The sequence below is a fragment of the Nocardia sp. MH4 genome (genome assembly GCF_019266065.1).
Taxonomy (GTDB): Bacteria; Actinomycetota; Actinomycetes; order Mycobacteriales; family Mycobacteriaceae; genus Nocardia; species Nocardia canadensis.
In genome coordinates, this window is record NZ_LPNR01000112.1 from 119,751 (window position 1) to 143,632 (window position 23,882).

Here is a 23,882-nt window from a genome sequence, read left to right on the forward strand (position 1 = left end):
GGCGGATCCGATCCGCCGAGTTGCGTTGTCGAATATTCGACGCTATTGTTCGATATTGTGACACCGACGATAAGCCGGGCCGAGCGCGCCGGTCAAGAGGTGACCCCTGACCCGGTGCCTGCGATGAGCGCGGCCGAGGTGGCGTCGCCGCCGACCCAGCGGGTCGTGAAGGTGCTCGAGCTGCTGTCGCGGCATCCGCGGGACCGGCTGTCGCTGGCGCGCATCGTGCGGGAGGCTGGGCTGTCCAGGGCGACCGCGCACGCGGTGCTCACCCAGCTCACCGCCGACGGCTGGACCGTCCGCGACGACGACGGGTGCTACGGCATCGGCCTGCGCCTGCTCACCGTCGCACGGCGCGCCGAAGCGGCGTTTCCGCTGCGCCGCACCGCGGCGCCCCACCTGCGCGCACTGTGCGAACGCACCGGCGATCCGGTGTTCCTCGCCGAACGCGACGGCGACAGCATCGTGGTCACCGAGGTGGTCGGCGACCCGTCCGCGGACTGGATCCGCGCGGGACGCAGGCTCCCGATCGCGCCGCCGGTCTGCCGGGAGTTCGTCGCCTGGGCGCCCGAATCTGTCCGGGCCGCGTGGCTGGCAGCCGCCGACCCGGCCCACCGCGATCGCCTGACCCGCGTACTCGCCGAGATCCGGGAGCGCGGCTACTCCGTCGAACGGCTCGTCGACGACTCCACGCCCATGCTCGAGGTACTCGCCGGACTGCGCGATACGCCGATCACCGCCGCGCTGCGCGCCCAACTCGGCTCGGTCATCACCGAGCTGATCACCATCGACTACCTGCCCGATGAACTGGGTCAGGAGAACGCGGTCGTGACCCTCGCCGCGCCCGTGCGCGACGCGAGCGGCGCGGTGGTGGCGGCGGTGGTCAGTTGCCCCGACACCCGCCTGTCGGCCGCCGCGCTGAACGAGCTCGGCGCGGCGACTGTCGCTGCCGCGGAACGGATCGGCGCGCACGCGATCCATCCGGCCTGACCCACCGGCCGGACCACCCGAGCCCGGCCGTTCGCCGTTACGCTGACGGGGAGAGCCTGACCGCCGGATGGTCGCGGCAGGTGGCAGGAGAGGACTCGACGTGGCGGACGACAGCGATCGCTGGTGGGAGGCGCCGGGCCTGGCGGGGCAGCAGCCGCAGACCGGTCCGGAACCGTACGCGCAGCCCGCGCCCCAGCAGCCCTACGGATACCCCCAGCCGCACCAGGGTCAATATCCGCCACCCCAGTACGGTGCGCCGCCGCAGGGCTACGGGCAGCCACCGTACGGTTATGTGCCACAGCCCTCTCCGGGTCCGCCGCGCCGTGGTGGTGGCGGTGCGGGCGTGATCATCGCCGTGGTGGTCGTGGCGGTGCTGGTCGTCGTCGTGGGCATCGTGGCCGTCGTGCTCGGAACGCGCTCGTCCGACGACACCACCGCGTCCCCGACATCGGTCACCTCCGCGGCGGTGCCGACCGGGTCGCTGTCGGGCACCACCACGGCCCCGGTGACCCCCGGTGCGAAGGGCGTGCTCATTCCCACCTATCGGGTCGCCTACGACGTGCCGTCGACCTGGTCGGTCGCCCCCTCCTACGACACGATGAGCTTCACCACCGCGAGCGGTTCCATCGACGGCCGCGGCCAGTCGACCGAGGGCGAGAAGTACTGCCCCGGCTCCGCCTATCGGGCGATGGCCGCGGTCACCACGAGCACGGAGTCCGATCCGGCCGCCGCGGCGAAGACGGTCGCGAAAATCGCTGCCGAGGGCGGATATTCGGATCCCAGTGGCGGCAAGCTCACCACGCCGAGGTCGTTGACCACCCGGAGCGGCGTCGCCGGACAGTTCGTGGAGAGCACGGGACCGTGGAAGCCCCAGCTCTCCGGCTGCACGGCCGATGCCTACTCGGTCTACACCTTCGCCTTCCGCAATGCCGCAGGCACCCTGCTCGTGCTGACCATCCTCGTCGACCGCAACACGAGCGGGGAATTGAGCGCCGAGGAGGCCGAGAAGCTCGTCACCAGTCTGCGCCTGGTCTAGCGGCGGAAGCCGCGCGGCCGCGGTGTTCGTAGACTCGACCTATGACGGCAGCGGCATCCGATTCGACTGTGCTACCGGCGAGTCTGGTGGAGATGACGGCGCGGCACGTGCGGGCCGAGGTGCTCAGCGGCGCACTGGCCCCGGGCGCGCGAGTGGGGGAGGAGGCGCTGTGCGCGCGGTTGGGGATCAGCCGGGCGCCGGTCCGCGAGGCGCTGCGTCGCCTCGCCGAACAGGGCTTGATCGAGCACCTGCCGCGACGGGGCTACCGGGTGGTGGTGTGGTCGGCGTCCGACATCGTCGAATTGTTCGAAGTACGCCGGGCGTTGGAGCGCCATGCCTTGACCACCGCGCTGCCCCACGCCGACCTGGATCGTGGGCTCGGGGGAGTGCGCGCGGCACTCGACGAGCTGACCGAGGCCGACCGGCGCGGCGACTGGGTCGCCCGTGACGACGCGCACCGCCGTTTCCACGCCGAGATCGTGGCGCTGGCAGGTAATCGGCAGCTCGACCAGGTGTACGGCCAGATCCTGGTGAAGCTGCAATTGGCGATGGCCCGCAATCTGCGACAGGAGACCGAGGTGGCCGCGCGCCGCGAGGGTGTGCGCCGCCACCAGGAGTTGCTGGCCGCGGTGGCCTCGAACGACCCGGCGACCGCGGAGGCCGCGCTGAGACAGCACGGCGAGCAAACATACCTGAAACTCGGTATCTGCTAACACATCCGATACAGACGGCGCCTTCGGTCGTCACACATTTTGTCGACAATCGACAACATGATCGGTTCGGCAGGCCCCACGGTCACGGAAATCCTCGCCCAGCACCAGGACGGCAACGGTTCGCCGACCAGAACGGCCGCGCGGGTCGCCGACGCCGTCGCGGCGCGCGGCGACGACGGCACCTGGATCACCCCGGTGCCGCGCGCCGCGTTGCTCGCCGCCGCGGCGGAGATCGAGCGTAGGCCGGGGGCGCGGGCGCTGCCGTTGTACGGCGTCCCGTTCGGGGTGAAGGACAGTATCGATGTCGCCGGCTACCCGACCACGCTGGCCTGCCCGGACTACGGCTACACCGCGACCCGCACCGCGCCCGCGGTTCAGCGGCTGCTCGACGCGGGCGCGTTGTTCGTCGGCAAGACCAACCTCGATCAATTCGCGACCGGGCTCAACGGCACCAGGACGCCGTATCCGGTGCCGCGCAGCGTGTTCGGTGGCGATCTCATCTCCGGTGGCTCGAGCTCCGGGTCGGCGCTGGCGGTCGCGCTCGGGCAGGTGCCGTTCTGCGTCGCCACCGACACCGCGGGCTCGGGCCGAGTGCCCGCCGCGCTCAACGGGATCGTCGGCTGGAAGCCGTCGCGCGGGTTGATCAGCACCGTCGGGCTGGTGCCCGCCTGTCGATCGCTGGACTGCCTGACCTTGATGGCCACCACGGTCGAGGACCTCGACCTGGTCTTCGACATCATCGCCGGGATCGACCACGACGATCCGTGGACGCGGGCGCGCGGGCCGCGCTATCGCGGCGCACCGATCCGGGTCGGCCTGCCCGCCGCGACCGAGCTCGAGTTCTTCGGCGACGAGGCGATGCGCGTCGCCCACCTGGCGGCCCGGGATCGCCTGCCGCGCTCCGGCTTCGACTGCGTGGAGACTACGTTGACGCCGTTCCTGGACGCCGGCGCCCTGCTCTACCAGGGCCCGTGGGTCGCCGAGCGACTCGTCGAGTTCGAGACCTTCCTCGCCGAGCGGCCCGACTCGATGCTGCCGGTGATCCGCGAGATCCTCACCGGCGGGCAGCGATTCACCGCGGTCGAGGTGTTCCGCGCGCAGCAGCGGTTGCAGGAGCTGCGGGCCGGGGTCGGCCGGCTGTGGGCGGACTTCGACGTGGTGATCGTCCCGACGATCGGCACCACCTTCACCGTCGAGCAGGTCCTGGCCGACCCGATCGCGACCAACACCGTCCTCGGGCACTACACCCACTTCGGCAACCTGCTCGACCTCACCGCGGTCGCCGTGCCCGCGGGCACCACCCGCGACGGCAGGCCGGTCTCGCTCATGGTGTTCGGGCCCGCCCTGGCCGACGATGTCGTGCTCGCGGCCGCCGCCCGCCTGCTCGACGAACCCCGCGCTGTCACCCCGTCACCCGCCACCGTCCTCGAGGACCACCGATGACCGAGATCCCCGCCACCCCGGCACCGTTCCCCTTCGACCCGGCCACGACCGCGCTGCTCGTGATCGACATGCAGCGCGACTTCCTGCTCCCCGGCGGCTTCGGCGAGAGTCTCGGCAACGATGTCGCGCTGCTGCGGACGGTCATCGACCCGCTGGCCGGGCTGCTCGCCGCCGCGCGCGCCACCGGCATACCGGTGATCCACACCAGGGAGGGGCACCTGCCCGATCTCTCGGACTGCCCGCCCGCGAAATTGCGGCGCGGCACCCCGTCCCAGCGGATCGGCGACCCGGGCGCGTTCGGCCGGATCCTGATCCGCGGCGAGTACGGACACGACATCATCGACGAACTCGCGCCCATCGAGGGCGAGGTGGTGATCGACAAACCGGGCAAAGGCGCGTTCTACGCGACCGAGCTCGGCGAGGTACTGCACCGGCTCGCGATCACCTCGCTGCTCGTCACCGGCGTCACCACCGAGGTATGCGTGCACACGACCGTCCGCGAGGCCAACGATCGCGGCTACGAGTGCCTGGTCGTCGCCGACTGCGTCGGCTCCTACTTCCCCGAGTTCCAGCGCGTCGGGCTGGCGATGATCGCCGCCCAGGGCGGGATCTTCGGGTGGGTCGCCGACTCGACCGCTGTCGTCACCGCGCTGACGGCCACCACCGCTTCACCAGTCACGGCCTAGCGAACAGGAACAGCCCATGTCCGTCGACACGACCACCACCAGCAAAGCCCCCGAACCTCCTGCGCCCCTGGTGCTTCCGTGGTGGACACGCGGTGACACCAATGCCTTCTTCGGTCTGGCGTTCAATATCCTGGTCAACGTCTTGACCCTCACCACGCTCACCATCGCCGTGGTGCGGATCCCCAGCGGTGATGTCCTGGGCACCGTGCTGCCCGCGCTCGCGGTCGCGCTGGTGCTCGGCAATCTCTACTACATAATCCTCGCGCGGCGGCTGGCCCGGCGGGAGAATCGCGGCGACGTCACCGCACTGCCGTACGGACCGAGTGTGCCGCACATGTTCATCGTCGTGTTCGTGGTGATGCTGCCGATCTACCTGACGACCGGAGATCCGTTGCGGGCGTGGGCGGCCGGGCTGGCCTGGGCGTTCATGATCGGGGTGATCGTGATGATCGGCGCCTTCGTCGGGCCCGCCATCCGCCGGGTCACCCCGCGCGCCGCGATGCTGGGCACCCTCGCCGGCATCTCGATCACCTTCATCGCGATGCGGCCCGCCGCACAGATGTGGGAGGTGGCTTGGATCGGTCTGCCCGTGCTGGCCATCATCCTGATCGGCTTCTTCACCGATGTGAAGCTGCCGGGCAATATCCCGGTCGGGCTGGTGGCGCTGCTGGTGGGCACGGCGATCGGCTGGATCGGCGGCTACATGTCCGCACCCGATGTGGCGCAGGCGGCGAGCGATATCGCGCTGGGCCTGCCGGATCTGCGCCTGGATCTGCTGTTCGACGGATTGAGCAACCTCGCGCCGCTGCTGGCCACCGCCATTCCGCTCGGCATCTACAACTTCACCGAGGCGATGAGCAATGTCGAGAGCGCCGCGGCGGCCGGGGACAACTACAACCTGCGCAGCGTCCTGCTGGCCGACGGCTTCGGCGCGATCATCGGGGCAGGCTTCGGCTCCCCGTTCCCGCCCGCGGTCTACATCGGCCACCCGGGCTGGAAGGACGCCGGCGGGCGCACCGGATACTCGCTGGCCAGCGGCCTGACCCTCGGCGTCATGTGCCTGCTCGGCCTGTTCGGAGTGCTGGCGACGCTGCTGCCGATTCCGGCGATCGTGCCGATCCTGCTCTACATCGGCCTGCTGATCGGCGCCCAAGCCTTCCAGGCGGTGCCACGACTGCACGCGGTGGCCGTCGTCGCCGCCCTGCTGCCCAATCTCGCGGAGTGGGCGGTAACCCAGATCGACAACGCGTTGTCGGCGGCGGGCACCTCGGCCGACAAGGTCGGGTCGGCGGCGCTGGGCCAGGCCGGTGTGGTGTACGACGGGCTGAAGACGTTCGGCTCCGGGGCGGTGCTGGCCGGTCTCGTGCTCGGCGCGATCGTCACCTTCGTTCTCGACAAGCGTTTCCGCGCCGCGGGACTGGCCGCGCTCATCGGCGCGGTACTGAGCTGGATCGGTCTCATCCACGCCCACGCGGTCGAGTGGGCGGCCGCGCCGCAAGTGGCCCTCGGGTACGCGTTCTTCGCGATCGTCTGCCTGGCCTACTCACTGGTGCCCTCGGCCGCGACCGAACCGGCGGCGGTCGACGAGACCTGATCGCCGCTCAGCCGGTGCCGTGCTGGTCCGCGGACTGTCCGGGCTCCGGGAGTTCGGTGTAGAACTCGCGCAGCGCCGCCGTCACTCCGACCAGCACCCGGTGGGCCGCCGCCAGATCGCTGTCGGGCAGATCCGCCAGCGCCGCCCGGACGCGCGCGCTGAGCGGGCCGAAGAATCCGGCCGCCACGGCCATGCCGTCCTCGGTATAGCCGAGATGGACGCGCCGCCGATCGGTGGCATCGGGTACTCGCGCGAGATGGCCGGATTCGATCATCCGCTCGACCAGATAGGTCACCGCGGGCGCGGACACGCCCATGAGTTTGCTCAGCTGGCCTGCGGTGACCGGCGCGCCCTCGGCGTCGGCGGTCGCCACGTGCATCAGGGCGCGGAAGTCGTTCGGGCGCAGATTGTTCGACCGTGCGAAGACGTGGCCGATCTGTTCCGAGATCGCGGTCAGCGCGCGCAGATCCCGGGCGATCTCGGTCTGCAGCTCCGTCCGGTCGACGGCCGGATCGGGCTCCGCGATGTCCTCGCCCACGCACTGTCTCCTCTCACTGTCCGGCTGCGAGCTTAGCGTCCGGATCCTGCGACATTGCCTATTAGTTAAGTTTCTGAAATAGTCTCCCTCGTGACGGGAGACAGCGACGGAAATGGCTGGGACCGGTTCGCCCGACTGGTCACCGGAAGGCGATCGTGGGCGGTGCTGCTGGTAGTGCTCGCTGCCGCGGTCGCCGTGATGGCGCTGGCCGGCGGCAACGACAGTGCGGGTCAGGCGCCGGTGTCGCTGCCCGGGTCGGCGGAATCGGCACGGGCGGCCGAGGCCGTCGAGCAGTTTCCCGACGCGGGGACCGCCACCGCGATCATGGTGGCGACGCGCGTCGACGACGGCGTGCTGACCCCGCCGGACCTCGCGGCGGTGGACGCCGCGCTCACCCGGGCCGGGGTGCCCGCGCCCGAGGGACCGCGGGTCGTTCCCGCGCCCGACGGCCGCGCCGTCCTCGCGCAGATCCCGGTGTCGGCGGAGCTGAACGGTTTCGCGCTCACCGATCGGATCGCCGAGTTGCGCGTCGGGCTCACCGCCGAACTGCCGGATTCGTTGCGCGTGCAGGTGACCGGCGGTCCCGCCTTCGGCGCGGATATCGCCGACTCGTTCTCCGGCGCGAACACCCTGCTCTTGCTGGTCACCGCGCTCGTGGTGATGGTGCTGCTGATCGTCACCTATCGCTCGCCGGTGCTGTGGCTGGTCCCGTTGACCGTCGTCGGCCTGGCCGACCGCGTCGCCACGAGCGTGGGCACCGCGCTGGCCCAGGTCACCGGGCTGACCTTCGACGGGTCGACCTCCGGGATCACCAGCGTGCTGGTCTTCGGCGCCGGAACCAACTACGCCCTGCTGCTGGTGTCGCGCTACCGCGACGAACTGCACCGGCACGACGATCATCGGATGGCCCTGCGCGCGGCGGTGCGGCATGCCGCACCCGCCATCGTCGCCAGCAACGTCACGGTGGTGCTGGCGCTGCTGACGCTGTTGCTGGCCCTGCTGCCCAACACCCGCAGCCTGGGCGCGTTCGCCGCGGCGGGCCTCGTCGTCGCCCTGATCTTCGTCCTCGCGGCCCTGCCGCCCGCACTGGCGCTGTGCGGACGAAGGGTGTTCTGGCCGTTCGTGCCACCCGCGGACGGTCGCGATACCGCCGCGCACGGCGTCTGGTCGGCCGTGGCCACGCGCGTGGTGCGACGGCCCGCGATGGTGGCCGGTGTCGCGTCGGCGGTCCTGGTGGTGCTCGCCACCGGGCTGGCCACCACCGACATCGGACTCTCGCGCACCGAACAGTTCCGGGTCGACGCCGAATCGGTCGACGGGCTCGAGACCATGGCCGAGCACTTCCCGTCCGGCTCCTCGGACCCCGCCGTGGTGATCGCCCGGACGAGCGCCGATTCCGCCGTGCGCCCTGCACTCGAAGGCGTGCGGGGTGTTTCGCGGGCCGCGGTGTCCGGTGTCTCCGAGGTCGGCACCACCCGCTGGTCGGTCGTGCTGGACGCGGCACCCGGCTCGGCGGAGGCATTCACCACCATCGAAGCGGTCCGCTCGGCCGTCGGCGCGGTCCCGGGCGCCGAGGCGCTCGTCGGCGGATCCGATGCCGAGGCGCTCGACATCCGCGATGCCGCCCGCCGGGATCAGGCGCTGGTCATCCCGCTGATCCTGGCCGTCGTGCTGCTGGTCCTGCTGGCGCTGTTGCGGGCCGTTCCGGCGGCGGTGCTGCTCGTCGGAGTGACCGTGCTCAGCGCGCTCGCGGCGCTCGGCGCGGGCAGCTGGATCAGCGGCACGGTGTTCGGGTTCCCGGCCCTGGACACCAATGTTCCGCTGTTCGGCTTCCTGTTCCTGGTGGCCCTGGGCGTGGACTACACGATCTTCCTGGTGACCAGGGCCCGCGAGGAAGCCGGAACGTACGGCACCACGCAGGGAATGGTGCGTGCCGTCGCCTCGACGGGGGCGGTGATCACCAGCGCGGGTGTCGTTCTCGCCGCGGTGTTCTGTGTGCTGGGCGTTCTGCCGTTGATCACACTGACCCAGCTGGGCATCGTCGTCGGTATCGGCATCCTGCTCGACACCTTCGTGGTGCGGACCCTGGTCGTCCCGGCGCTGTTCGCGTTGCTGGGCGACCGGATCTGGTGGCCGTCGTCGCCCGCGAGCACCGAGGACGCGGGCGCCGAGCCGGTCCACGCGTCGTGAGGACGGGGACCGGCGATCAGGCGTCGTGCGGTAGGGACGCCAGGTAGTCCCGGAAGTCGGTGGCCTGGTGTCCGGTGAGGGCGGGCACCGCGTCGGAGACCTGGGCGAGATCGCCCTGGGCGATGGCGGTGTAGGTGCTCACCCAGCCGTCGACCTCCCACTGCGGCGCGTGGTAGCCGGCGCGCGTGGCGTAGGCCTCCTCGACGGTCTGATCGACGAAACGGTAGGGGCGGCCGAGGATTTCGGTCATGTCGGCCGCGGCGGTCGGCAACGTGAAGGCGCGCGGGCCGGTGAGGTCGAAGGTCTCGCCGGTGTAGGTGGTCGAGGCCAGTACGGCGGCGGCGCAGTCGGCGACGTCGGCGCGGGTCACCGCGGCCACCTTGCCGTCACCGGCCGGGCCCGCGATGACGCCGTCGGCATCGGCGAAGTGCGGGATGATGTCCTGATACTGGTTGTCGCGCAGGAACGTGAAGTCCAGACCGGACTGGCGGATGGCCTGCTCGGTGTACCAGTGGTCGCGGCCGAAGGTGAAGGTGCAGTCCGGTGCCGCGCCGACGAACGACAGATACACGATGCGCCGGACACCCGCGCTCCGAGCGGCGTGCACCACTGTGGCCTGCTGCGCGGCGCGGTCGGCGCTCTCCGTGGCCGAGACGAAGAAGAAGGTCTGCACACCTTCCAGCGCGGGTGCCACCGTCGCCGGATCGGCGAAATCGAGGACCGCCCGGCTCGCGCCCGCGATGGCCGGCAGGCGATCGAGGCGCCGGCCGAGCAACCGCAGCGGTGCGCTCGAGTCCGCGAGCAGCCGGGCGACCCGCCCGCCGATCTGTCCACTGGCCCCTGAAATCGCAATGGTTTCCGGCATCCGCCCAGGCTATTGCACGCGAGGTGCGTGGCAGCGGACGCGCCGGTCGCCGTGTCGCGCGCTGCGGTTCGGCCGCGCGAATGATGGAATCTGCGGATGCGTGTTTCGAGCGGGATCGCCGCCTTCGCGGCGGCCGTGATCATGACCTTGCCCGCGCTCGTCGCGGCACCGGCGAGCGCGGCGGTGCGTGACACCGCCTGCGGGTCGACACTGTCCGCCGCCGACATCGCCGAGATCGTGCGGCTTTCCGACACCTCGACGATCACCGGCGCCGACGGTCTTGCCCGCCTCGAGGACGCCGTCGCCCGGCATCATCGGATCACCGAGATCCTCGTCGAGCACCGAGATCTGCGCGGCTTGTTCGCAATCGGGCTCGACGGCGTCGAATACGCCGCCGTCATGCCGTTGCAGCGCGACCCCAGCGCCTTCGTCGACCGCGAGTACGCGCACGCGATCAGTACCGAACTGCTGCGACGCTTCCTCGACAACCTGTACGCCGAGTTCACCGGCAGCGTCGCCGAGCCGCAGTGGGCCCACTACTTCGCGCTCGCGCAGGACTGCGGCGCCTCGCGCGCCCGCACCGCGATGGCGGGCTACAACGCCCACCTGACCGTGGACCTGACGTATTCGGTTGCGGCCGTGGGCAGCCGGCCGGAGAACGCGCCGGACTATTTCGAGATCGTCGCCGGTATCGCCGCCGCCGGCGATCTGATCGTCGAGCGCACCAAGGCCGTCTACGGGGCCGACCTCGGCCCGCTGTGGCGGTTCTACTTCGTCGGCGAAGGACTCGACCAGCTCTTCGGCGCGGGAGTAGCGACCGAACAGCTGCTCATCGCCGCTGATCTCGGCGCCAACGTCGTCATCTTCACCAACGGCCTAGCCCTCCAGGACCCCGCCCTCGCTCCCACCGTCCGAACCGAGATCACCGCCCTGTGGCAGGCCGCGGACCTGGCGTTCGAGGCGCTGGCCCGGATCAACGCCCTCTGAGATCGGGAGGACGAAGCTACCGGCGAGGACAGTCTCCGAGTCGGCGGGCGAGCTGATCCGCGCCGCGGGGAGGACAAGGCGAAGCGATTGTCAGAACCTGACACCGATCGCTGATAGATCATGCCGAAGCATCTCGATCTCGAGAAGTTCGTGAATCCATGTCGGCGCGGTTATGCGGTGGTGCGCCATCTCCCGGACTGCGGTGGCGGCGACCACGGCAGTGGCCAGCGATTGTCCACGGCCGCTGGCCCAGCGTGAGGACCCATCGAAGGCTCGCACGAGCACAACCCATCTGTCGCCGCCGGGCATTCGATGAGGAACCACCGCCCGTAGTGCGGGTGCCCAGGTGAGTGCTGCCAGCCCGGCGGTGGCGAGGCGGGAGTCCAGTCTCAGGTAGCTGCGGACTGGTACTGCGAATTCGCGGGTGAGTCGGTGCTGGTCGACGAAGTCGGCGCGCAGCGCGGGAAACGGCCGGTATCCCGCGTATTCGGGAATGGTGAATTGCGCGGGTTCGGTGAAGTTGCGGACGCTGGTGCCGTCGGGGTCGGGGAAGTGTTGTCCCATCAGCCGGTAGGTCCAGGCGGTGGCGGCGGCGCCGTGGTGTTCCCCGGAACCGAGACCGACCATGATGTCGACGGGGCCGGGGTCGCGTGAGAGCACGTCGACGGCGAGCAGGGTCGTCAGGCCGGGCGCCAATCCGACCCCCAGCACGACAGGCCCCTCGACGCGCTCCAATGCCTGCACGTAGCCGGAGGTCGCGGAAATCTCGAGGAAGGCGATCCCGCGGCAGGCGCACGCCTCCGCGAGCCCAACGTCCTCGACGCCTGCGCAATTCACCACGATCGAGACTCCGTCGAGAGCGGAGACGACACTGTCCACCAGGGCGACGTCGAGCACGCGGTCCGCGCGTGCCGCATCGCGTCCGGCCGCGAGCACCGGTACACCTCGTGCGCGCAGTAGCCGTACCAGATGGCCTCCGACGGCTCCGTATCCGCCCAGGACCAGCACACTCACCGGGTCTCCTCGGGCGCGAGCGCTTCGACGGAGTCGCCGCGGAATCGTGCTGAGGGGAGCAGTTGCCGTGTGAGCGCGTCGGTGGCCCACGACGCCCACTCGGCATCCGTCCAGCCGCGTTGGTGGACGAGTAGGCGGTAGGTCTCGGGGGCCAGTGTGGCAAGAGCGATGTCGGCGGCGCGGGCAGCGGTGATGCCACCACGCAGCGTCGTCTTGCCGGCGAGGGCCTCGGCCAGACGAAGTTGGACCAGGTGACGTTGGGCGACGTTGGTTTCCCAGATCTCGGCGAGTTCCGGGTCGGTCGCCGCGGCCGACCGAATCACCTCGAGCAACGGGCTGACCCGAGCGAAAATCGTTGCCGCCGCGGCGACTTGAAGCCGGATCTGCTCGGCGGGCGCCGCTGCGAGGGCCTCGGTGAACCAGGGACGGTCCATGGTGGCGACCGGTTCGGTGTCGCCGGCGATCTCGACGTCGAGTAGTTCGGACAGGATCGCGCGCTTGGTGGCGAAGGTGAAGTACAGCGTCTGCACCGCCATGCCGGCCTGATCGGCGATGGCCTTCATCGTGGTCGGTGTGTAGCCGCGGGTGGTGAACAGTTCCCGTGCCGCTGCCAGCATCTTTTCTCGGTTGGCCGTTGTCCTGGCTGCTCGCACACCGGTGTTCTTGCCTGTCATGCCTCGCATACTACTTGACTAGAGCGTAACTCTAGTGAAATCTGACTAGAGTTACGCTCTAGCGAAAGGGTTGTGCTCATGCCGAGCAAGGTTGTACTCGCGCCGAAGGACCGGCTGGTCCTGCTGTTGATCACGATGGTCGAGCTGGTGGTCTTCCTGGACACGACCGTGTTGAATGTGGCGCTGCCCAGCATCGGCGCGGACCTCGGGCTCGACGAAGCGGGATTGGGCTGGGTGACCAACGCCTACCTCCTCGCCTTCGGCGGATTCATGCTGCTCGGCGGGCGCGCCGCCGATCTGCTCGGACCACGCCGGGTGTTCGCGGGCGGGCTCGCAGTCTTCACGGTGGCGTCCGCGCTGGCCGGATTCGCGCCGACCCCGGCGGTCCTCATCGCGGCCCGGGCATTGCAGGGCCTCGGCGCGGCCGTGGTCATCCCCGCGCAACTGGCACTGCTCACCCTGACGTTCACCGAACCCACGGCACGCAACCGCGCCTTCGGCGTGTGGAGTGCGATGGGGGCGGCGGGCGCGGCCATCGGCACCGCGGTCGGCGGACCACTCACCGATCTGTTCGGCTGGCCGTCGATCTTCCTGATCAACCTGCCCGTGGGTGTGCTGGCGCTGGCCTACGTCCGAGTGCTCCCGCCGGATCCGGCGCCATCCGTCCGGGCGCTGCGTCGGCTCGACGTGCCGGGTGCGATCACCGGCACGGTGGGGCTGTTGATCACCGGATATGCCATCGGCGCCCTCGGCGACGAGTCGACGCGCACCGCGGCGTCAGGTCTGCTGGTGACCGGGCTCGCGCTGCTCGCGGGCTTCGTACTCCTCGAGGCGCGGAGCGCGCATCCGCTGATGCCGTTGCGGCTGTTCGCCGTTCGCCAGGTGAGCGGGTCGGCCGTAGTCAACGCGCTGGTCGGTGCGGCGCACGTGCCCACCTTCGCCCTGCTGGCGCTGTACCTGCAGAACACTCAGCACTACAGTCCGACCGGCTCCGGCCTCGCGGTGCTACCGGTGGCCGTGGTGAACGTGGTGGTCTCCCGGACGCTGATCCCGTACGCGCTGGATCGGCTGGGTGCCTGGCGGGTGCTGGCTGCGGGCCTCGGGCTACAGGCGCTGGCCATGGCCTGGTTCGCTCGTCTGCCCGAGCATGGCAACTACCTGATCGACGTGCTGCCCGGTGCGGTGCTGCTCGGCGTCGGCCTGCCCGCCGCGTTCGTCGGCGTCACCGTCCCCGCGGTCACCTCCGTTTCCCCAAGCGACGCCGGGATCGCGGCGGGCATCGTCAACACCGCACAGCGTGTCGGATCGGGGGTCGGAGTCACGGCTGTTCTGCTGCTCGCCGATGTGGTGGCTCGGCAGTCCCCGGCAGTCGACGCCTACCGGACGGGCCTGAACGTCGCCTTCGCGGGCGCCGCCGCGCTGGCCGCGATCGGCGCCGTGCTGACCATCGCCTTGCTGCGCACGAGTCCGGCCACGGACGCGGAGCCGAAGTCCGAAACCCCCGCCGTAGTGAACGATTGACAGGAGTACCCCGATGGCAAACGACAAGCGTGGCTTCCACTGGATTCGCACCGAGATCGAACGACTCGATCCGGAGGTGGACAGCGAACAGATCGTGAGATTGACCAGCTGCCAGCTCCTCCCGAAGAGCCTGCTCGCGGTGCACCTGTTCTATACCGTCGGATTCGTCCGTTTCGCCGGTCCGCCGGTCTCGGCGGAATCGGTGGACCGCAACGGCACCGGGATGCTCTACGGCCACGGAATCCGGCGCGCCGACGAAACCATGTTCCACCTCTTCTCCTGGGTCGACGACGGCGTATCCAGCCCCACCAGCGTCGAAAGCCTCGGCTACGTACGGAACTGGCACTCCGGCGTTGCCCGCAACTGGCCGATGCCCATGCATACCTTCCAGCACAGCGCCGCCGTCTTCACCCTCATCTACGACCGCCTGCTGCGACAGGTCGTCGGAGCTCCCGGACTGAGCGAGAACGAGCGCCGCGCCCAGCTGATCCACTGGCGCGGCGTGTCCGAACACCTCGGTGTGACCGATATCCCGGGTACCTGGCGGGACATGGAACAGTTCCTCGAATCCTACGAATACGGTGCAGAGTTCGCGTATTCGCCGGCCGGCCGACGACTGGCGGAAGCGCTCGTCGACCAGTTCGCGACCCGTTGGTTCCCGCGGCCACTGCGCTGGTTCGGGCGCTGGCTGGTGTTGGCGTTCTCCGAAGAACACGTCCTCGACACCCTCCGAATCCCGCGCCCGCCCGCCGCGTTCAGTTACGCGGTACGCCGCCTGGCCCGATTCGCCGTGTTCGCGAAACGCCACCTGCTGCCGGATCCGCGTGCGGTGTTCCGGCTCAGCGACATCATCGCCGAGCACAAGTACTCGGCACTGGTCACACCATCCATCCCGGCGTCGGGAACCACACAGAGCGAACGCTGAGGCGGTGTCGGTTTCCGGCGCGATACGCGGGTGCCACCGATGTCGAACCTCTGGTTGAGCGTCCGCCCGTTTGCTGGTCGGCCGGAGGGAAACGAACAGGCCGGCTCAACGGAGACCGACATCGGTGCCGTGGTGATCGGTACCGTGATCGCTGGATTGGGCTTCGAACCATCGGTGCAGTGCGTCGACCAGTGTGGGGTCGGCCGAGGAGTAGTGCAGGGCCGCACCGGCGGTCAGTTCCTCGTAGCGAACGGTGATGCGACCCGCGCCTGCCCGGAGTTCGGCCAGTCCGGGCATCTGGTCGCCGTGAATTCTTGCGGGATCGGTGAAATCGCCCGCGGCGAACTTCGCTGCCTCTGCGGTGAGGTGTTCGCGGATCAGCCGGGTCTGCTCCGTCCCGGCGAGGTCGTTGGCGGTGACGGTTTGCTGTCCGCCGTCGGGGGTGGGCACGAAGGAGTGGGTGGTCTCGGTCAGATCGAACGGCATGACGACGGCGCCTCGGTCGGCGACCTCGGCCCGCCGTTCCACCAGGCCTGACGGGGAGACTTCCCGTGTCGACGCCCACCACAGTCCGCCGGCGGCGACGATGAGCGCGAGGAAGACCGATACCACGGCACGGGTACGGCCGGACATGTTGTCAATGTTCATCTGCTGCCTCTGTCAGGGTCGAAAGTGCTTGCAGCACAGCGTCTCGCTGCGCTGTCGGGATGCGGCCGAGGAAGGTCTCCATTCGCGTGCGCCGGGCGGCCGAGATGTCCGCGGCCACCCGCTCACCGCTGTCGGTGAGCCGCAGTAGGACCATGCGTCCATCGGCCGCGCCGCCGCGGACTCGCTCGATCCAGCCGCGCCCTTCCATCAGCCCGACCATCCGGCTGACCGTGCTTTTGGTCAGTCGCAGGATCAGGCCGAGTTCGGACTGGTTGATCGGTTGCCGTGCGGCGAGTTCGGTCAGTGCATGCGCTTGGGATATCGGGATCGTCTGCCCGCACGGCGTCGTGTCGGGTTGGTGCAACCCGAACGCTCGCACGAAGGCGACAACGCCGCTTTGCAGACGATCGACGTCCGGGTTCGCGGCAGGTTCGTTCGACATAGTTCGACGGTACAACCAATTAGTTCGATCGCACAACTACATGTCGGCAGGAGACTCGTCTGCGCTGGCGTCACCCGCCCGGGTCGCAGTCCCGGGCCGAGCTGCCGTGACCAGAAACAAAACAGCCCCGGGCAACGGGTGAACCGTTGTCCGGGGCCGATTTTCGCGACGGGGGTCAGCCCGCGGTCTGCTCCTTGCTGCGGATCTCGATGATCGGCAGGACCAGGGCGGCGGGGGCGCCTGCCGGGACGGCGGGCTGGTGCGGGGCGACCGGGTCGATGCGGGTGTAGCCGGCGCTCTGGTCGGGGCGGGTGTCGACCTCACCCTTGTTCGGCCAGTAGGCGGCCGCGCGCTCGGCCTGGGCGGTGATGGTCAGCGACGGGTTCACGCCCAGGTTGGCCGAGACGGCGGCGCCGTCGACGACGCTGAGGGTGGGGTAGCCGAAGACGCGGTGGTAGGCGTCGATCACGCCGTGGTCGCGATCGGCGCCGATCGCGGCACCGCCGAGGAAGTGCGCGGTGAGCGGGACGTTGAAGACTTCACCCCAGGTGCCACCCGCGACGCCGCCGATCTTCTCCGCGACGCGACGGGTGACATCGTTGCCCGCCGGGATCCAGGTCGGATTCGGTTCGCCGTGGCCCTGCTTGGAGGTCAGCTTGCGTCCACCGAACAGCCCGCGCTTGGTGTAGGTGGTGATCGAGTTGTCCAGGTGCTGCATCACCAGCGAGATGATGGTGCGCTCGCTCCAGTTCTTCACGCTCAGGAAGCGCAGCAGCAGTAACGGATGCAGGAGTGCGACACCGAGGAAGCGCAGCCAGCGCGGGACCTTGCCGCCGCCGTCGACCATCAGGGTCTGTAGCAGGCCCATCGAGTTGGAGCCCTTGCCGTAGCGCACCGGCTCCACGTGAGTGTCGGGCGTCGGGTGGATCGAGGACGTGATCGCGACGCCCTTGGTGAAGTCCTGACCGGGGGCGAGCGTCTTGGTCGCCGCGCCGACGATGGACTCGGAGTTGGTGCGGGTCAGCAGGCCGAGCTTGTCCGACAGGTTCGGCAGCACGCCCTGATCGCGCATCGAGTGCAGCAGCTTCTGCGTGCCGAGCGTGCCCGCGGCCAGCACGACGTGCTCGGCGGTGAAGGTCTTGGGGTCCTTGCGGACCCAGGCGCCGGTGCGCTCGGTCGCGACGTCCCAGGTGCCGTCGGGCAGCGGACGCAGGGCAGTCACGGTCGTCATCGGAATGATCTGCGCCCCGGCCTTTTCCGCGAGGTACAGGTAGTTCTTGACGAGGGTGTTCTTGGCCCCGAACTTGCAGCCGACCATGCAGTCGCCGCATTCCACGCACCCGGTGCGCTCGGGGCCCGCGCCACCGAAGTACGGGTCGGCCACGGTCTTGCCCGGATCACCGAAGAAGACGCCGACGGGGGTCTGCACGAAGGTGTCGCCGACGCCCATGTCCTCGGCGACGGCCTTGAAGATCTCGTCGGCGGGGGTCATGTGCGGGTTGCGCACCACACCGAGCATCTTCTGGGCCCGCTCGTAGTACGGGGTGAGCTCGGCGCGCCAGTCGGTGATGTCGCGCCACTGGGCGTCCTGGAAGAACGGCTCCGGCGGCACGTAGAGGGTGTTGGCGTAGTTCAGCGAACCACCGCCGACTCCGGCGCCACCGAGGATCAGGACGTCGCGCAGGGGGTGGATGCGCTGGATGCCGAAGCAGCCGAGCTTGGGTGCCCACAGGAATTTGCGCAGGTCCCAGCTGGTCTTGGGCAGTTCGTCATCGGCGAACCGGCGACCCGCCTCGAGAATGCCGACCTTGTAGCCCTTCTCGACCAGGCGCAGCGCGGTGACACTGCCACCGAAGCCGGAGCCGACGATCAAGACGTCGAAGTCGGTGGTGCGATCGGACATACGAGGGCTCCTCGATCGGTGTCGACAGTGACCTCGGTAACGCTAACGTCGACAGCCAGAGCTGTCAAAGTCCGGCGCGGGCGGCCCTATGCTGGTCGGGTGCCCCGATATACCCGAGCGGAACTCGCCGACGTCAGCGGCGTCGCGGCGCGCACCATCCGCTACTACCACTCGCTCGGCGTGCTGCCGAAACCCGGCCGCGCGGGCAAGGAGGTCGTCTACTCCGACGCGCACCTGGACCGGTTACGCGACATCGTCGCGATGCAGGCCCGCGGGCTGCGCCTGGACGCCATCCGCGAGGTGTTCGACGCCGAGCCGTCGCCCGGTGCGGGCGATTGGCGCACGCTGTTCGATCCGCGCGCCGTGCAGGCGGGGGAACGGGCGGTGATCGTCGACGACGCCGAGCTGATCGAGCTGCTCGGTGACCGCGGCACCGACGTCCTCGCCGAGCTCATCGGAGCGGGCTACCTCGAACGTCGCGACGACGCCTGGTTCGTGCCCGACCGTCCGATGCTCAAGGGCGCGCTCGTGCTCTACGACGTCGGCACCGACATCACGCTCAGCGGCGTCCTGCGCACGCTGATCCGGGAGCGGATCGCCGATCTGGCCGACGACGTGGTGCGCACGGTGCGCGCCGCCGCGGGCACCGGCTACGGCGGCGAGGACATCGGTGTCGACCTGAGCCGGTTCCGCGAGCAGTTCCTGGCCATGGCCTGGGAGGTCGGCGGCGCGACCTTCGCCGCGGAGATCGAACGCGCGGCCGGGGTCGTCGAGCCGGCCGACGACACAGCCCAGCGGCGGCGACTGGACCGGGCCGCGGGTGCGCGATGATCGGGGGATGAGTACCGATCGACCGGGGCCGCGGGCACTGGCGCGCGCCCAGACCCTCGCCGACATCAAGCGGATCGGCCGCGAGCACCTGGCGTCGCAGGGCGCGGCCGCGCTGTCGCTGCGCGCCGTCGCCCGTGATCTGGGGGTCGTGTCGTCGGCGGTGTACCGGTACGTGCGCAGCCGCGACGAGTTGCTGACGATGCTCGTCGTCGACGGCTACAACGCGCTCGGCGACGCGGTCGACGCGGCACTGGCCGACGCGCCCGACGACCCGGCGACGCGGTTCCGGGTGGTCGCCCGGACGGTGCGGACCTGGGCGCTGGCCGAGCCCGCCTGGTACGGATTGCTGTTCGGCACGCCCGTGCCGGGCTACGCCGCCCCCGCCGAGGACACCGAGACCCCCGGAATCCGGGTGATCGCGACGCTGCTCGGCATCATCGACAGCGCCTTCCGCGCCGGACAGCTCGGCGCTCCCGCCGTCGAGCCGGTCGTGTCGACCGCCACGTCGGCCGACTTCACCGCAATCCGGGAGCAATTCGGCATGACCGCCCCGGACTGGTTGATCGTGGGCGGCCTCACCGCCTGGACGACCCTGTTCGGCGCCGTGAACTTCGATGTCTTCGACATGTACGGCCGCGACACCTTCGCCGATCGGGCCGAGGTGTTCGACCTCCAGATCGACCAGATGCTGCGAATGCTCGGATTCGGCCGAGTAGCCGTGAACTAGCCATTCGGTCCGGTGTGGCGGACCGCCTACTGTGGACCGGTCGGTACCGTAGCGAACGAGGTGATTCCCACGGTATGTGGAAAGAGAGATGTGTGTACGGCGATGTCCACCGGCGTCGCCAACGAACGGGAGTGCCCGAGTGAATTCTCGCGAGGAGATGTTGCGTCGCGTCCGTGACGGGCTGCTGGACCTACCCGACGACGAGCGCCGAGTCCCTCTGCGCCGGACCTCACTGCACGGCGACGATGTCGATCCCGCCGAGCGTGCCGCGGTCCTGGCCGAGTTCGCCGAACGGTTGCGCGACCACGGCTCCCTCGTTCGTACCGTCGACCTCGCCGGCCTCCCGGCCGCGGTCGCCGACGTCCTGTACGGCATGAGCGTGCGCTCGGTCCAGGCCGCGGTCGAACCGGGCCCGGCCTGGCTCGATCACTGGGCGAGCGCGCCCGGGCACGAGGTCGTGCACCGCGGCTCGGGTGCGGCGGACTCCGGCGACGCCGTCGTCCGCGACGCGGTGGCGGGCGACGCCTCGACCGGCTCTCTCGCTCTCGACGTCGACGGCGGTCCCGACGTCTCCGAAGTGGTTCCTCAGGTCTGTGTCCTGCGCGCCGAGCGTGTCTTCGGCTCCCTGCCCGACGCCCTCGACCGCCTCGACCCCCGCCGCCCCCTGGTCTGGCTGGGCGGTCCCGGCGATGCCGATCTCGCGCGCCGGCTGGTCGTGCTTCTCGTCGAATAGCGGTTCGCGGTCGGCGGTCACAAGTCGGTGTGGCGGGTTGTGTGGGACTGCGGGTCTCAGTTATTCTCGGATCAACCGGTGTGACGACGCTTACAGCGCCGACGCCGGACGCGAACCGAGGAGGCACCGATGACGCTGACCGAATCGAGCCGTGGCGGACTCATCACCGAGGAGTACCGAGATGCGCTGGCGACCCTCTCGCAGGGGTCGGTCGACCGGCATTTCGATCCCTACCTCGATATCGACTGGGATTCGCCGGAGCTCGCCCTTGACCCGGACGACGTGCGCTGGGTTCTCTCGCCCGACGTCGACCCGCTGGGTGCCACGCAGTGGTATCGCGACCAGCCGCTGGATCGGCAGATCGCGATCGGGAAATGGCGAATCGCGAACACGATCAAGGTGGGCGCGGCATTCGAGAGCATCCTGATCCGCGGAATGATGCAGTACATCATGAAGCTGCCGAACGGCTCGCCCGAGTTCCGGTACTGCTTGCACGAGATGACCGAAGAGTGCAACCACATCCAGATGTTCCAGGAGCTGGTGAATCGCATCGGGGTGGACGTGCCCGGTATGCGCCCGATGTTCAAGGCGCTTTCGCCGCTGATCGGTGTCGCGGGCGGCTACGCCCACACGATCCTGTTCATCGGCATCCTCGGCGGCGAGGAACCGATCGATCACTATCAGAAGGCGGTCATCCGCGAGGGTGCGTCCATGCCGCCGATGGTGTTGCGCACCATGGAGATCCACATCGCGGAGGAAGCGCGGCACATCTCCTTCGCCGGTGAGTTCCTGGCCGCGCACATCAGCCGGATGGGCAAATTCAACCGGGGCGCGTGTTCGGTGGCGTTCCCGATCGCCATGCGCTGGCTGGCCGGAGAGATCATGGCGCCACCGCGGTCGTTCGAGCGCGAATTCGGCATTCCCCACGAGGTGATCGAGCAGGCGTTCTGGAAGTCGGAGCACTCGCGCAAGATCCTGTCGGGCTACTTCGGTGACATGCGCAAGCTCGCCGACGACCTCGGCCTGATGAATCCGATCGCCCGGCGGTTGTGGCGCACGCTCGGTGTCGACGGCCCGGCCTCGCGCTACCGCAGCGAGCCCGAGCGCGGACATCGCCGGGTCGCCTGACGGCGGATCAGCTCGTGGCGAGTCGGGTGATGATCTCGACCAGCTGCTGATCGGGATCAAGGGTCAGGCCGTGGCGGCGGGCGACACCGTCGACCACGTGCCAGGCGTAGGAGGCGACCTCCTCGATCAACTGGTCCCTGGTCAGCACCGGCTGCGGGTCGTTGGCCCAGCGGGTGACGGTGGCCTCGGTCATCGACACGATGGCGAAGGTCATCGTGTCGGCCGAGCCGTCGTCGCTCACGCCGACGACACCGGCGAGGCCGGTGACCAGCGCCCGGGTCGACGCCGCGATGGTGCCGATCAGCGCGCTCATCGCGTCGATCTCGGAGTCGTCGTCCGACGGACCCGTCCGCAGGAACTCGTGCAGCCGGGGGTGGTCCTCGATCCAGGTGACCACGGCACCGACCGTGCGCACGAGAATGCTGTTGATGGATCCGTCCGCGATGTCGAGCGCGTCTTCGATGTCGGCGACGAAGCGGTCGGCGATCTCGCTCCTGATCCGCCGGTCGAGTTCGTCGCGGCCCGCGAACTGCCGGTACACCACCGATTTCGCGAGGCCGGCGTGCTCGGCGATCTGGACGATCGGCACCTCGACCCCGGCGGGCGCCTGCTCGAGCAATTCGACCGCCGACAGCACGATCCGCTCCCGGCGGCTGTCGTTGTGCGGTTGCCATCGGGCTTGTCTGCCGCTCACGGCGCTGGAGGGGCGTGACGTTGCGCTCGACACCCGCCCGAGTGTAGAGCACCCGGCACGCGCGGAAACCGCTACCGAGGGACCGACACGGGATCGGTGCAGCTCGTCGCCGCGTCGACCAGCGAGCACGGGACCGGTGCGCGGGTCGGGCGGTAGTCGGCGGGGACGCCGCCGCCCGCGGTGATCGCGCGGTAGGCCGCGACAGCGTCGGTCGGGGTACGGGTCAGCGTCGGGTCGGTCAGCACATCGACCGTGTACAGCCCGAAACGTGGTGTGTAGGAACCCCATTCGTAGTTGTCGGTCAGGCTCCAGTAGTTGTAGCCGATCAGCGGGATCCCGTCGGCGACGGCGCGCTGCAGCCAGTAGACGGTGTCGCGCAGGGAGTCGGCGCGGGTGTAGCCGTCCGCGCGTGGGAGACCGTTCTCCGTGGGGATGCCGTTCTCGACGATGTAGAGCGGCTTGCCGGGGAATCGGCGGGTGTAGTGGTCGAGGGCGTAGTAGATGCCTTCGGATTGCAGGGGCAGTGTCCAGAGTCGGTCGAAGTCGGGGACGGTGAGCTGGGTGGGGGAGACACCGTAGTAGTAGTCGATGCCGATGTAGTCGAGACGGGCCGCGATGCGGTCGAGCAGTGGCCCGCTGACCGCGTCGTCGACGCCGGGAATGAAGGCGATATTGCTGGTGACCCGCGCTCCGGGCTGCACGGAGTGGATGTAGTCGTAGATGTTGTTGTGCGCCTGGGCGATTCGGTCGGTCATGGCCGGGGCGTCGGCCACGCCGATCCCGCCCTTGCGCACTTCGTTGACCAGATAGAACGTCGGCTCGTTGAAGGTCACCCACAGGGGGTCGACGCCGGCGAAACGGTCGACCACCGCCCGCGCGTTGGCGAGCCAGTTCGACACGATCTCGGGATCGCGCCAGCCACCACGGTCGGCGGTCCAACCCGGGTACACCCAGTGGTCGAGGGTGAGCATCGGGCGCATCCCCGCGTCGGTGATCGCGCGCACGACGTCGTCGTAGAAGGCGAGTGCGCTCTCGTCCCAGACGCCGGGTTGTGGTTGCACCCGCGCCCACTCGATGCCGATGCGGTACACGCGCACACCGAGATCCGCGGCGAGGGCGATGTCGGAGCGGTACCGGGTGCGGAAGTCCACCGAGTTCAGATAGGGGTCCTGGGTGGCACCCGAGGCCGCGTAACGGCGCCAATTGCTGTCCGGCGCATCGCCTTCGGCCTGGAATCCGGAAGCGGCTACGCCCCAAAGGAATTCGGGGCCGAGTGAGGCGAGGTGAGTCGGCGCCGGTGGACGGGCGATGGCAGGGGAGGGGCTGGCCGCCAGGAGTGCCGTGGCGGCCATGGCGACGGCGGCGAGGAATCGGCGACCGCTGGGGGAGGGCATGGCACTCGCTCCTGAGAGGAAGGGTGGGGGAGTGGTCCAGTGTGCGTCATCGGGACCACGGATTCCGGGAATCGCGTCGGTGCGGCGCCCGAAGAGCAGCGAACTGGCATTTGAAACATGATGTTACGTAGATATGCGCATCTATTTATTGATGCTCACCTACCCCGTTCAACCCACTCACGTTCTCGACATGTCCTCATGTCATC

The 23,882-nt window shown here is 69.4% G+C and carries 23 protein-coding genes; 14 read left to right on the forward strand and 9 right to left on the reverse strand.

Going from position 1 to position 23,882, the window contains the following annotated elements; translation table 11 throughout:
* Positions 1-123 precede the first annotated feature (123 nt).
* The 6 genes from ATM97_RS22710 (at position 124) to ATM97_RS22735 (ending at position 6,462) form a co-directional block, all read left to right on the forward strand.
* Positions 124-990: an IclR family transcriptional regulator gene (locus tag ATM97_RS22710; RefSeq protein ID WP_218720074.1), complete on the forward strand. Its 867-nt coding sequence runs from the start codon at positions 124-126 to the stop codon at positions 988-990.
* Between the two features lie 100 nt (positions 991-1,090).
* Positions 1,091-2,026 (forward strand): hypothetical protein, encoded by a 936-nt coding sequence (locus ATM97_RS22715; protein ID WP_218720075.1) that lies wholly within the window; start codon positions 1,091-1,093, stop codon positions 2,024-2,026.
* A gap of 41 nt (positions 2,027-2,067) precedes the next feature.
* Entirely contained in the window at positions 2,068-2,739 is a 672-nt protein-coding gene (locus tag ATM97_RS22720; protein ID WP_218720076.1) for a GntR family transcriptional regulator, read from the forward strand.
* A 57-nt stretch (positions 2,740-2,796) separates the two neighbouring features.
* Positions 2,797-4,182 (forward strand): allophanate hydrolase, encoded by a 1,386-nt coding sequence (locus ATM97_RS22725; RefSeq protein ID WP_218720077.1) that lies wholly within the window; start codon positions 2,797-2,799, stop codon positions 4,180-4,182.
* Positions 4,179-4,868, forward strand: a complete 690-nt coding sequence (locus ATM97_RS22730; protein ID WP_218720078.1) for a cysteine hydrolase family protein — start codon at positions 4,179-4,181, stop codon at positions 4,866-4,868. Before ATM97_RS22725 ends, ATM97_RS22730 begins: the two co-directional genes overlap by 4 nt.
* A 16-nt stretch (positions 4,869-4,884) precedes the next feature.
* Positions 4,885-6,462: a regulator gene (locus ATM97_RS22735; protein ID WP_218720079.1), complete on the forward strand. Its 1,578-nt coding sequence runs from the start codon at positions 4,885-4,887 to the stop codon at positions 6,460-6,462.
* Between the two features lie 7 nt (positions 6,463-6,469).
* Here the strand turns inward: ATM97_RS22735 and ATM97_RS22740 are convergent, their stop codons facing one another.
* A complete protein-coding gene (locus ATM97_RS22740) occupies positions 6,470-7,000 on the reverse strand; it encodes a MarR family winged helix-turn-helix transcriptional regulator (RefSeq protein ID WP_308248587.1) in 531 nt (176 codons plus the stop codon).
* 198 nt (positions 7,001-7,198) lie between these two features.
* On the opposite strand from ATM97_RS22740, the gene ATM97_RS22745 reads away from it, so the two are divergent.
* Positions 7,199-9,190: an MMPL family transporter gene (locus ATM97_RS22745; protein WP_255588296.1), complete on the forward strand. Its 1,992-nt coding sequence runs from the start codon at positions 7,199-7,201 to the stop codon at positions 9,188-9,190.
* A 16-nt stretch (positions 9,191-9,206) separates the two neighbouring features.
* On the opposite strand, the gene ATM97_RS22750 is transcribed toward ATM97_RS22745, so the two are convergent.
* Positions 9,207-10,055, reverse strand: coding sequence for an NAD(P)H-binding protein (locus ATM97_RS22750; protein WP_218720081.1), 849 nt, complete (start codon positions 10,053-10,055; stop codon positions 9,207-9,209).
* 96 nt (positions 10,056-10,151) lie between these two features.
* Here ATM97_RS22750 and ATM97_RS22755 point away from each other — a divergent pair, with 96 nt between their 5' ends.
* Complete coding sequence (locus ATM97_RS22755; protein ID WP_218720082.1) at positions 10,152-11,042, forward strand: DUF5995 family protein; 891 nt, start codon at positions 10,152-10,154, stop codon at positions 11,040-11,042.
* A gap of 90 nt (positions 11,043-11,132) precedes the next feature.
* Here the strand turns inward: ATM97_RS22755 and ATM97_RS22760 are convergent, their stop codons facing one another.
* Together ATM97_RS22760 and ATM97_RS22765 are read right to left on the reverse strand one after the other, a co-directional pair.
* Positions 11,133-12,056, reverse strand: coding sequence for an NAD-dependent epimerase/dehydratase family protein (locus tag ATM97_RS22760; RefSeq protein WP_218720083.1), 924 nt, complete (start codon positions 12,054-12,056; stop codon positions 11,133-11,135).
* Positions 12,053-12,730: a TetR/AcrR family transcriptional regulator gene (locus ATM97_RS22765; RefSeq protein ID WP_218720084.1), complete on the reverse strand. Its 678-nt coding sequence runs from the start codon at positions 12,728-12,730 to the stop codon at positions 12,053-12,055. The genes ATM97_RS22760 and ATM97_RS22765 overlap by 4 nt, the downstream gene beginning before the upstream one ends.
* Positions 12,731-12,808: 78 nt before the next feature.
* Here ATM97_RS22765 and ATM97_RS22770 point away from each other — a divergent pair, with 78 nt between their 5' ends.
* Entirely contained in the window at positions 12,809-14,251 is a 1,443-nt protein-coding gene (locus tag ATM97_RS22770; protein ID WP_255588255.1) for an MFS transporter, read from the forward strand.
* A gap of 13 nt (positions 14,252-14,264) precedes the next feature.
* Positions 14,265-15,176, forward strand: coding sequence for a hypothetical protein (locus ATM97_RS22775; RefSeq protein WP_218720086.1), 912 nt, complete (start codon positions 14,265-14,267; stop codon positions 15,174-15,176).
* A 105-nt stretch (positions 15,177-15,281) separates the two neighbouring features.
* Here the strand turns inward: ATM97_RS22775 and ATM97_RS22780 are convergent, their stop codons facing one another.
* The 3 genes from ATM97_RS22780 to ATM97_RS22790 form a co-directional block, all read right to left on the reverse strand.
* The gene (locus tag ATM97_RS22780) at positions 15,282-15,824 is read right to left on the reverse strand and encodes a hypothetical protein (protein ID WP_218720087.1); all 543 of its coding nucleotides are present in this window, start codon (positions 15,822-15,824) and stop codon (positions 15,282-15,284) included.
* The gene (locus tag ATM97_RS22785) at positions 15,814-16,266 is read right to left on the reverse strand and encodes a MarR family winged helix-turn-helix transcriptional regulator (RefSeq protein ID WP_218720088.1); all 453 of its coding nucleotides are present in this window, start codon (positions 16,264-16,266) and stop codon (positions 15,814-15,816) included. The genes ATM97_RS22780 and ATM97_RS22785 overlap by 11 nt, the downstream gene beginning before the upstream one ends.
* Positions 16,267-16,441: 175 nt before the next feature.
* Complete coding sequence (locus ATM97_RS22790; protein WP_218720089.1) at positions 16,442-18,169, reverse strand: GMC oxidoreductase; 1,728 nt, start codon at positions 18,167-18,169, stop codon at positions 16,442-16,444.
* 99 nt (positions 18,170-18,268) lie between these two features.
* Here ATM97_RS22790 and ATM97_RS22795 point away from each other — a divergent pair, with 99 nt between their 5' ends.
* The 4 genes from ATM97_RS22795 (at position 18,269) to ATM97_RS22810 (ending at position 21,588) form a co-directional block, all read left to right on the forward strand.
* Entirely contained in the window at positions 18,269-19,000 is a 732-nt protein-coding gene (locus ATM97_RS22795) for a MerR family transcriptional regulator (RefSeq protein WP_218720090.1), read from the forward strand.
* Positions 19,001-19,007: 7 nt separating this feature from the next.
* On the forward strand, positions 19,008-19,727 hold the full coding sequence (locus ATM97_RS22800; protein WP_218720091.1) for a TetR/AcrR family transcriptional regulator: 720 nt from the start codon (positions 19,008-19,010) through the stop codon (positions 19,725-19,727).
* Positions 19,728-19,866: 139 nt separating this feature from the next.
* Positions 19,867-20,460 (forward strand): hypothetical protein, encoded by a 594-nt coding sequence (locus ATM97_RS22805; RefSeq protein WP_218720092.1) that lies wholly within the window; start codon positions 19,867-19,869, stop codon positions 20,458-20,460.
* Between the two features lie 129 nt (positions 20,461-20,589).
* Positions 20,590-21,588 (forward strand): diiron oxygenase, encoded by a 999-nt coding sequence (locus ATM97_RS22810; protein WP_218720093.1) that lies wholly within the window; start codon positions 20,590-20,592, stop codon positions 21,586-21,588.
* Between the two features lie 7 nt (positions 21,589-21,595).
* Here ATM97_RS22810 and ATM97_RS22815 read toward each other — a convergent pair whose 3' ends face one another.
* Both ATM97_RS22815 and ATM97_RS22820 read right to left on the reverse strand, forming a co-directional pair.
* Complete coding sequence (locus ATM97_RS22815) at positions 21,596-22,315, reverse strand: TetR/AcrR family transcriptional regulator (RefSeq protein ID WP_308248588.1); 720 nt, start codon at positions 22,313-22,315, stop codon at positions 21,596-21,598.
* 38 nt (positions 22,316-22,353) lie between these two features.
* Positions 22,354-23,676, reverse strand: coding sequence for a family 1 glycosylhydrolase (locus ATM97_RS22820; protein WP_218720094.1), 1,323 nt, complete (start codon positions 23,674-23,676; stop codon positions 22,354-22,356).
* Between the last annotated feature and the right edge of the window lie 206 nt (positions 23,677-23,882).

What these genes read in the sequence shown, in the direction of transcription:
- ATM97_RS22710 (WP_218720074.1), top strand. Translation starts at nt 124, where the DNA reads ATGAGCGCGGCCGAGGTGGCGTCGCCGCCGACCCAGCGGGTCGTGAAG.
- ATM97_RS22720 (WP_218720076.1), top strand. Translation starts at nt 2,068, where the DNA reads ATGACGGCAGCGGCATCCGATTCGACTGTGCTACCGGCGAGTCTGGTG.
- ATM97_RS22725 (WP_218720077.1), top strand. Translation starts at nt 2,797, where the DNA reads ATGATCGGTTCGGCAGGCCCCACGGTCACGGAAATCCTCGCCCAGCAC.
- ATM97_RS22730 (WP_218720078.1), top strand. Translation starts at nt 4,179, where the DNA reads ATGACCGAGATCCCCGCCACCCCGGCACCGTTCCCCTTCGACCCGGCC.
- ATM97_RS22735 (WP_218720079.1), top strand. Translation starts at nt 4,885, where the DNA reads ATGTCCGTCGACACGACCACCACCAGCAAAGCCCCCGAACCTCCTGCG.
- ATM97_RS22745 (WP_255588296.1), top strand. Translation starts at nt 7,199, where the DNA reads ATGGCGCTGGCCGGCGGCAACGACAGTGCGGGTCAGGCGCCGGTGTCG.
- ATM97_RS22750 (WP_218720081.1), bottom strand. Translation starts at nt 10,055, where the DNA reads ATGCCGGAAACCATTGCGATTTCAGGGGCCAGTGGACAGATCGGCGGG.
- ATM97_RS22755 (WP_218720082.1), top strand. Translation starts at nt 10,152, where the DNA reads ATGCGTGTTTCGAGCGGGATCGCCGCCTTCGCGGCGGCCGTGATCATG.
- ATM97_RS22765 (WP_218720084.1), bottom strand. Translation starts at nt 12,730, where the DNA reads ATGACAGGCAAGAACACCGGTGTGCGAGCAGCCAGGACAACGGCCAAC.
- ATM97_RS22770 (WP_255588255.1), top strand. Translation starts at nt 12,809, where the DNA reads ATGCCGAGCAAGGTTGTACTCGCGCCGAAGGACCGGCTGGTCCTGCTG.
- ATM97_RS22775 (WP_218720086.1), top strand. Translation starts at nt 14,265, where the DNA reads ATGGCAAACGACAAGCGTGGCTTCCACTGGATTCGCACCGAGATCGAA.
- ATM97_RS22780 (WP_218720087.1), bottom strand. Translation starts at nt 15,824, where the DNA reads ATGAACATTGACAACATGTCCGGCCGTACCCGTGCCGTGGTATCGGTC.
- ATM97_RS22785 (WP_218720088.1), bottom strand. Translation starts at nt 16,266, where the DNA reads ATGTCGAACGAACCTGCCGCGAACCCGGACGTCGATCGTCTGCAAAGC.
- ATM97_RS22790 (WP_218720089.1), bottom strand. Translation starts at nt 18,169, where the DNA reads ATGTCCGATCGCACCACCGACTTCGACGTCTTGATCGTCGGCTCCGGC.
- ATM97_RS22800 (WP_218720091.1), top strand. Translation starts at nt 19,008, where the DNA reads ATGAGTACCGATCGACCGGGGCCGCGGGCACTGGCGCGCGCCCAGACC.
- ATM97_RS22810 (WP_218720093.1), top strand. Translation starts at nt 20,590, where the DNA reads ATGACGCTGACCGAATCGAGCCGTGGCGGACTCATCACCGAGGAGTAC.
- ATM97_RS22820 (WP_218720094.1), bottom strand. Translation starts at nt 23,676, where the DNA reads ATGCCCTCCCCCAGCGGTCGCCGATTCCTCGCCGCCGTCGCCATGGCC.